10 protein-coding genes are annotated in these 7,808 nt (G+C 39.7%); 2 read left to right on the top strand and 8 right to left on the bottom strand.

Annotation, left to right across the window (positions count from 1 at the left end; translation table 11 throughout):
• Positions 1 to 39: 39 nt before the first annotated feature.
• The 3 genes from H514_RS0121215 to H514_RS0121225 all read right to left on the bottom strand — a co-directional run bounded on the left by H514_RS0121215 (position 40) and on the right by H514_RS0121225 (position 2,195).
• Positions 40 to 1,461: a SpoVR family protein gene (locus tag H514_RS0121215; RefSeq protein WP_027448775.1), complete on the bottom strand. Its 1,422-nt coding sequence runs from the start codon at positions 1,459 to 1,461 to the stop codon at positions 40 to 42.
• A 100-nt stretch (positions 1,462 to 1,561) separates the two neighbouring features.
• Entirely contained in the window at positions 1,562 to 1,849 is a 288-nt protein-coding gene (locus H514_RS0121220) for a DUF3889 domain-containing protein (RefSeq protein ID WP_154657437.1), read from the bottom strand.
• A 145-nt stretch (positions 1,850 to 1,994) separates the two neighbouring features.
• Positions 1,995 to 2,195: a DUF2197 domain-containing protein gene (locus H514_RS0121225; RefSeq protein ID WP_027448777.1), complete on the bottom strand. Its 201-nt coding sequence runs from the start codon at positions 2,193 to 2,195 to the stop codon at positions 1,995 to 1,997.
• Between the two features lie 150 nt (positions 2,196 to 2,345).
• Between H514_RS0121225 and H514_RS23690 the strand changes: the two genes are divergently transcribed.
• A complete protein-coding gene (locus H514_RS23690) occupies positions 2,346 to 3,035 on the top strand; it encodes a DUF421 domain-containing protein (RefSeq protein ID WP_051255272.1) in 690 nt (229 codons plus the stop codon).
• A gap of 220 nt (positions 3,036 to 3,255) precedes the next feature.
• Here the strand turns inward: H514_RS23690 and H514_RS0121235 are convergent, their stop codons facing one another.
• Positions 3,256 to 3,831, bottom strand: coding sequence for a YhcN/YlaJ family sporulation lipoprotein (locus H514_RS0121235; protein WP_027448778.1), 576 nt, complete (start codon positions 3,829 to 3,831; stop codon positions 3,256 to 3,258).
• Positions 3,832 to 4,171: 340 nt separating this feature from the next.
• On the bottom strand, positions 4,172 to 4,360 hold the full coding sequence (locus H514_RS0121240) for a hypothetical protein (protein WP_027448779.1): 189 nt from the start codon (positions 4,358 to 4,360) through the stop codon (positions 4,172 to 4,174).
• 173 nt (positions 4,361 to 4,533) lie between these two features.
• Here H514_RS0121240 and H514_RS0121245 point away from each other — a divergent pair, with 173 nt between their 5' ends.
• Positions 4,534 to 4,797 carry a YhdB family protein gene (locus H514_RS0121245; protein ID WP_027448780.1) on the top strand — a complete coding sequence of 88 codons (264 nt, stop codon included), beginning with the start codon at positions 4,534 to 4,536 and terminating at the stop codon, positions 4,795 to 4,797.
• 47 nt (positions 4,798 to 4,844) lie between these two features.
• Here the strand turns inward: H514_RS0121245 and H514_RS0121250 are convergent, their stop codons facing one another.
• The 3 genes from H514_RS0121250 to H514_RS24140 form a co-directional block, all read right to left on the bottom strand.
• On the bottom strand, positions 4,845 to 5,363 hold the full coding sequence (locus H514_RS0121250; protein ID WP_027448781.1) for an NADPH-dependent FMN reductase: 519 nt from the start codon (positions 5,361 to 5,363) through the stop codon (positions 4,845 to 4,847).
• Between the two features lie 134 nt (positions 5,364 to 5,497).
• Complete coding sequence (locus tag H514_RS0121255; RefSeq protein WP_027448782.1) at positions 5,498 to 6,142, bottom strand: response regulator; 645 nt, start codon at positions 6,140 to 6,142, stop codon at positions 5,498 to 5,500.
• A gap of 12 nt (positions 6,143 to 6,154) precedes the next feature.
• Positions 6,155 to 7,600, bottom strand: a complete 1,446-nt coding sequence (locus H514_RS24140; RefSeq protein ID WP_027448783.1) for a GAF domain-containing sensor histidine kinase — start codon at positions 7,598 to 7,600, stop codon at positions 6,155 to 6,157.
• Positions 7,601 to 7,808 lie beyond the last annotated feature (208 nt).

The raw sequence follows: 7,808 nt of genomic DNA on the forward strand, positions 1-7,808 counted from the left end.
CTTTCCATAAAAAAAAGCAGGCTACTCGCCTGCTTTTTTCTAATCCTTAATAAACTTCCGATTAACCTTCTTCCCTTCATATGAAAACAACACATGACGATCCTCCACCATCGTATCCATATGAACAGGACGCCCCCAAAGTTGGTAAATGTATGGCATAACCTTCTCCAGATAATCCAGATCAAGCTCAACACCTTCAAAATGATGCTTGAGATAAAGCTCACCATTTTTTAAGTAATCGCCATCCTGGACAGTAAGATATGGGAACCCTCCATTTACTCGCATTGTAACGAGTTGATTCCGAACTTCTTCATAATCTTTATCAGTAATTTTGTAGTCGCGACCTTGCTTTTGGAATAGGTAAAGATCTTCTTTATGGCATAAATCCTTTGTTAAATAGTTTCGGATGAATGAGATGTCTGATTCGATTTCACGTACTTCAAACATTTTCTCTCGTCCTGATCCAGGCTTAACCCCTAGCTCTTTCATTTCCTCTGTTGGGTTATTGTAACGCTCCTCGATATCTTCAAAGATCTTCAAGCCTAAATAGTAAGGGTTGATTTGCGTTCTAGAAGGTTGAACGACCCCAGCGTTGAGCTTTGCAAATTCAATGGACTCGTCACTTGTTAAGTTCATCTCGCGTAGGATTCTTGCATGCCAATAGGAAGCCCAGCCTTCGTTCATGATCTTCGTCTCCAACTGTGGCCAGAAATAAAGCATCTCTTCTCTCATCATGGTGAGGACATCGCGCTGCCAATCCTCTAACTCACGGCTGTACTCTTCAATGAATAAGAGTAGATCTTTTTCAGGTTGCGGTGGGAATTTCTTTTTCTTCTTTTTCTTTTGAGGTTGTTTCTTTTCCTCATCAATTTTCCAAATATCATCGTATGGTGTCGGACGTGGGCCTTCGAGTTCTTCCTCTTCTTCAACCTCATCCCAGGTCCAAGCTAGTTTTGGTCTTAATAAGGAAGGATCGATATGTTCTTGAATGGCAAGAACAGCATCAATGAACTCCTCTACCGTTTTACGTCCATGAATTTTTTCGTAGTAGGCGATACGCTCTGCCGTTGCCGACATTTTCTCAACCATATCGCGGTTGGTATTTTGAAAGCGTACGTTATTTTTAAAGAAATCGCAGTGTGCGAGTACGTGTGCGACGATCAGTTTGTTTTGAATCAGACTATTGTTGTTTAATAGAAATGCATAGCATGGGTCAGAGTTCACGACGAGCTCGTATATTTTACTGAGACCAAGATCATAATGAAGCTTCATTTTATGATATTGCTTTCCGAAGCTCCAATGTGAGAATCGTGTTGGCATCCCATAAGCTCCGAACGTGTATATAATGTCAGCGGGACAGATTTCGTAACGCATCGAATAAAAATCAAGGCCAAACCCTTCAGCGATTTCGGTAATTTCCTCAATTGAACGTTGCAACTCTTTATGTTCTGTTTGGTTCACGCTCATCTCCCCTTCATACGTGTCTTATAAGTAGTGTATGAGGGAGATGGTCGGGAATGAACTTTTGATTTGTTCTAATCGTATTCTGAGAAAGTAAAAATTATTGAGATGTCTCCGTAAATGTAATATCAATTAGCTTTTCCGTCTCTGTTTCAAACTTCAGATCAATAAACACCCCAAATTCATGATTTTCCTTTCGTAACCACAATTTGAACTTCTCAACTGAGTAGGTTTCTTTCACTTCTTTTCCTCTATGAAGATAATCGATGATATCAGCGTCAGGATATTTTTCTTTCGTTTTGCTCATGGCAAGACGTCCCCACTTGGCGTAAGATGGTGTCTCTTCATATTGACGTTGTTCTTTAGAAAAGATATTTTCTTGCGGCATAGAGATTATAGATAATGTGATGATGATACTTAAGAATATTTTCATTGTGAACCATCCTTTTTAGTTATAGGTTCTGACAATGTTAGGCTTTTATCCAAAAAAGAAAAACACGCTCATTTTTTCAGAGCGTGTTTTCAGATTCGTTCTATTTTCTACGAAGAATGGCATCATGTTGATCCAAGTCATTCACATTGATGTTTGTGTCTGCGCTGGCTTGACCTTGGATATTTTTATTACAGGAAGAACAGACAAAGATCTTTGATTCTCCACGTTTTAGCTTTTGATATTGCGGATGTTTTGAATCGATTTCACTATGTTTTTTACATGTCATGCATTGAACCTTCAAAATACCATCCCCTTCCCTTTCTTTTAGTATAGCAATTTTTTCCTAAATGGGTGTTCAGTTCACCAGATTGTCACTTTCTCGACTTTTGTACATAATCCCCCATGATCCACAAACACTAGAGGAGGAATCCGGTAATAAGGCGGGTGTCCTATGTTCAGTTTTTTGCCTCCTTTAGTTATTATTTTTGTTATTTATATATTTGTGGTGCGGATGCTTGGAAAGTCTGCTTTGGCACAACTGACGCCACATGATTTTGCGGCCCTTTTCTTTTTGGCCTATGTAGCATTTCAGCCGATTCAAATTGATACATACGTCCAATCGTTTATCGGCATCGTTGCGATTGGATTAACCCACTATTTAATGTCTAGATTAAGTTTGGTCGATGGAGTTAAACACTGGATCATTGGACAACCGACTGTGCTTGTTCGGCATGGAGAGATCCTTCCTGCGAACTTAAAGCGCAGTCACTTTTCTCTTACCGAATTGTTATCCGTGTTACGGACATCAGGATACCCTCGGGTCAAAGATATTGAGTATGCCTTTTTGGAACCGAACGGGGATGTTAGTATCGTCCCCAAGCGTGAATATGCTCCACTTACACCTAGCCATTTAGGTATGGAGCCTGAATATGAAGGGATTCCGTTAACCATGATTGTAGAAGGTAAGGTCCAGAAGCGTAATTTAAAGCTAATTAATCGAGATGAGGATTGGTTGAACCAACAGCTGGCTTCACAAGGTTTTCATAATACATCGAACATCTTTTTTGCCTACATTTTGGATGGGGATAATGAACTTGAAATTGTATCTTATCCTACAAATACGAAAGAAAGCGAGGGCTAAGGGGGCGCTCGTTTTTTTTATGAGTTAAATGTTGTAAATATGAGCGACTACAAATTTTTATGGGCGGGTAACAATCGATGTGAGCGGTGACTTGGATTTATGATTGATCTGGTAAGAATATGAGCGATCACCTATATTTTTGATCACTTTTTACCAAAATATGAGCGTTCTTGCCTTTATACAAAAAATGAGCACTCGTCGGAACGAGCGCTCACCTATATTATTCAGCTTCTGGGAATAGACGGTCGGTCATCTGACCAAACTCTTGAAAAAACCCACGAACGGGGTCACCATTTCTTACATCGTCTACATAGTCACCAGTCATCTTGAAGAAATCTGGGTTTGCTGACACATATACATTATCGATATCAGGGTCTGTGTTCTTCACAATATCAGCGATTTTACTTTTTAAATTATCGTTGATTTCACGTTTATTGTCGCCTTCTTTTACAACAGCTACATAAGCATTGTTTTCTGTTGTAAGAACGTAAGAGCGATCAACTTCACTTACCTGACTTGAGATGTTCTTCGCTGCTTTACGAGCAACATCATATCGATTATTGTTATCATTGTTCATGTTGTCATAGTCCTGACCATCACGGTTTCCATTAAAAGGACCATTGTCATAATCGACATTATTAAATCCATCTTCATTAGGGGAATATTGCGTGTTGTACGCACTATCTTCATAGTCATTCCCTTTCTTACCCATTCTTGCTTCTTGATCGTCTCCTGCCTGGCAACCAAATAAAACTGTTGCAGACAGTAACGTCATTCCTAATACTTTCACCTTCATGATGTGTTTCCTCCTTGAAGAAATATTGTGGTGTGTTCTTATTATGAGAAGATCATCAACTCTTTATTCTTCAAGGAGGCGTTTGGATTACTGCCTATTTTCGGATATAGGAGTAAATAAACTAACACCAGATATTTCAGGTTGTTCTTTGCCGCCATTCAGCTCATTATAAAAAACAATAAGTCCGATTACCATTAAAATAATTAACATGATGGTAAATGCATTTCGTTTGATAAACGATCAACCTTTCATAAAATTACATTTACAGTAAAGATTCCCGAAGTTTGCTTCAAGAAAACACGAAAAAAGCTGCACTATTTAGCGCAGCTTTGGTTTACTCTTAGTGATTATTCGGATGCTTCAGTTGAGATTTCGCACCTTTTTTGGAACGATACTCTTTACCTTTATTTTGATCACCAGAAGCAATTTCTTTTCCAAATTCTTCGTTCATCTTACCGCCTTTTAGTTTCCCTGTTCGTTTTGGCGAGCTTTGGTTTTGGCTTCCTTTTGCACCATTTCGGCTTGTCATGGATGACTCTCTCCTTTGTAAGGTTGTCATCATTAGATTTCGCTCGTCAGGGAAGAACTATACACAAATCAAGTCGAGCAAGTTTTAACAAGACCACCATAAACGTCATAGGGTGCTTAATCCGTAAACCGGCAACAATAGAAATAACCCTTCGTGAAAGGGGTCAATAACACATGTCAGTCTATATTGCCGATTATGATAAAGCGCTCTATTTTACACTGTGGGGACAATGGGACGATTTGCTGATCTTAATGGTACGAACACAGGACGACTTCTTATCCAAAAAAATCGAAACATTTTTGCACGCGTATCACTACTCCTCAAATGATCAGCAAGTCATGACCATGCATCATAACCTGATGCATTACATTGACCATGCTATGCTCAATACCCCATCTTATACCATGATGGATGAAGAACAACCCACCTTACACTAGAGCTTTAATAAAAACAGCCTCTCCAATGGAAAAGGAGAGGCTGTTCTTTATTTTGTATAACGATCTAGATACCATTTAAATTCACTGAGCACAAAATCCACTTGCTCACTCGCCTCATCGGCTAGTTTATCTTCTTCACGAATAAAACAATATGGATCAAGAACTAATTGATTTGGGATTACATTAGCATAAAGGCCGCGGCCGATTGTTCTCATTTGGTTTAAGGAATTAATTCCACCTTTTCCTCCACCTGCTACTGAAAAAAGTAGTGTAGGCTTATGGCGAAAATGGTCTCCCCCTAAAAAATCTAAGCAATTTTTTAAAGCTCCACTCATTCCGCTATGATATTCAGGTGATAACCACACAAAGGCATCTGCTTCATCAGCCGTTTTCTCGAGAAGTTGCACCTCAGCGTGATCTTTTTGTTCTTTTTCCCCATTAAAAAGAGGAAGTTCTAATGTACTTAAATCCACTAATTTTGCATCTAATTTTTCTGCAACATGCTTTGCTGCGATACGTGTTCTACCATATTTTCTTGGTGTTCCATTAATTACTACGATATTCAACGTAAATCCTCCTTTGATCTCTACAAACAGTGTACCCTACCAAGTGATTTGCTACATCGATGGATGGAAGGAATTTTTAATACAAAAAAAGCCTGATATACATCAGACTTTTCTCAGACTTTAGACTGAAATCATTACGCTTTTTTCAAATACTTTACCGCAAACAACGCTGCCTGTGTACGATCATGTACTTCAAGTTTAGACAAGATGTTGGATACGTGCGTTTTGACCGTCTTTTCTGTGATGTATAAACTACTCGATATTTCTTTATTGCTTTTTCCCTTCATGATCTCCTTAAGGACATCACTTTCTCGTTTGGTTAACGAATCGATTTTCGCTCGCTCTTCTTTTTCATTATCCCCAGTGACGTGTGTCATCAAATGTGAAGCAGCTTTTGCTGTAATCGTACTTTCACCTTTTACAACTCTTCGAATGGCTTCAGCTAGTTCATCAGGCTCCACGTCTTTTAATTGATAACCATTTGCTCCAGCTTGGATAGCTGGAATAACGGAATCATAATCCGAAAAGCTCGTTAGCATCATGATCTTCACCTGATCATTTTCCGCTCGAATCGCTTTCGCTGCTTCCACACCGTCCATTTCGGGCATCTGTACATCAAGAAGTGCAACATCAATCTCTTTAACTTTGATTATATCTAAGGCTTCTTTCCCGTTTGAGGCCTCTGCTACAACCTCAATATCGGTCTGTGTCTGAAAGAAGAACACAAGACCTTTGCGCACAACCTGATGATCGTCGGCTATCAGGATTTTTATCGCCATCTTTCTTCCCCCTTACGAAAATGGGATAGTGACACGTATTGTGGTTCCCTTACCGATCCCACTTTGTATTTCACATTCGCCACCAAGCGTTTCTGCTCGTTCACACATCCCCTTTAGCCCAAAGGATGGATAGTTCTCATACGCTTCTTGATCAAAACCTTTGCCGTTATCTTCAATGATTAATATGGCATGATCTTGTTGTTTATGAAGGGTTATAGAAACACGGTCACATTGCGCGTGTTTTTTTGCATTATGAAGCGCTTCCTGGCCGATGCGCCATAAAGCTTCCTCTATCGCATTCGGCATTCTATGTGTTCCTTTTGACGAGACGTTGTTTTCCAAACCTATTTTGTCTGCGTGTTGTTTGAGGCCAGATAGCACGCCTTCTTCTAACCCATGAGGTTTTAGTCGTTGGATGAGTGTACGCATTTCTTTTAGCGCATCTGAACTCATGGTTTGAATCGAATCCAGCTGCTGCGTAAGAGAATCTTCTTTGGTTAACGTTTTAGCACCTTTAGCTGTAAGAACCACTGAAAATAAAAGCTGGTTCACTGAGTCGTGAAGATCCTGCGCAAGGCGTGCTCGTTCGTTAAAACGTGCCATGTCTTTTTCCCGGTCCTGAAGTCGGAGGTCTCGAAAAGATAAATCGACGTATTCAATGGCTAAGTCTAATGTATCTGTTTCCATTGGTTTTAATCGTCTACGAAAACGAATGTTGAGCATATCCTTTTGATCGGATAATTCATAATGATGATAAAGTTGAACGTGCTTCTCTACTTCGTCATCCCCTAATTGGAATCCTTGAATATGTATGGAGATGGCTTCAATTGGTAGTAATTTGCGTAATTCTTCTAGCGTGATATAACTTAACTCTTCTATATTCTTTGCATTCCGCACACGTTTTGAAAGAGTATGTAACTGTTCCAAAAGACGTACGCGCATTTCTTCTTTTTCGTATTGTTCAATTCGTTTAAGTGCAGTACCCATTTGAAGTGCGACTGCTTCAATCAGATCGAGTTCTTCTTTTACATATGTCGAACGATTGGGTGCTGCAACATTTAAAAGCCCGAATGTTTCCGTAGGCGTTTTGAGTGGGACAGTGGCATGGTGCGTAATACCATTTGTGTCTTCTCTTCCCGCTTCAATCTCTTTTTTAATTCGCTTACAGCTCATAATATTCGTCGCTTCCGTTAAGGAGCCTTGTTTATAGCTATTGATACAATAGCAATCCTCCCCACACATCGGCTGCTTGTCATCATGAGATAAAGCTGTCGGGAGGGATGCATCAGCCACAAGATGGATATCTTCTTCCTCAAGAAAAATCCAACCGCTTTCAAAATGCGTAATTTGAATGAGCTGCTTCAACACTTGTTGAAGCATATCCTCTTTATGCTGGCACTGATTTAACGTTTCCGCGATCGTCTTTAACGTCTCTAACCTTTGCCGTTCATCAAACATGGGATCCCAAACTTTCTGTAGTAACGTTATGAATAGTATATCAAAAATGTGGAGGTGTGGGTAAGAAAGCGCTTTTGTGTGTGAGTCAGGGAAGGTGTGATTCGGGCGGGCTTCCTCACTAATCTAGTGGCTTCATCACTTATTTATGGGAATTCCTCACTTATATGGCGTGCTTCTTCACTTTTTCGCACAACTTCCTCACTTATAT

This window comes from Pontibacillus marinus BH030004 = DSM 16465, assembly GCF_000425225.1.
In the GTDB taxonomy this organism is placed as follows: Bacteria; Bacillota; Bacilli; order Bacillales; family BH030062; genus Pontibacillus; species Pontibacillus marinus.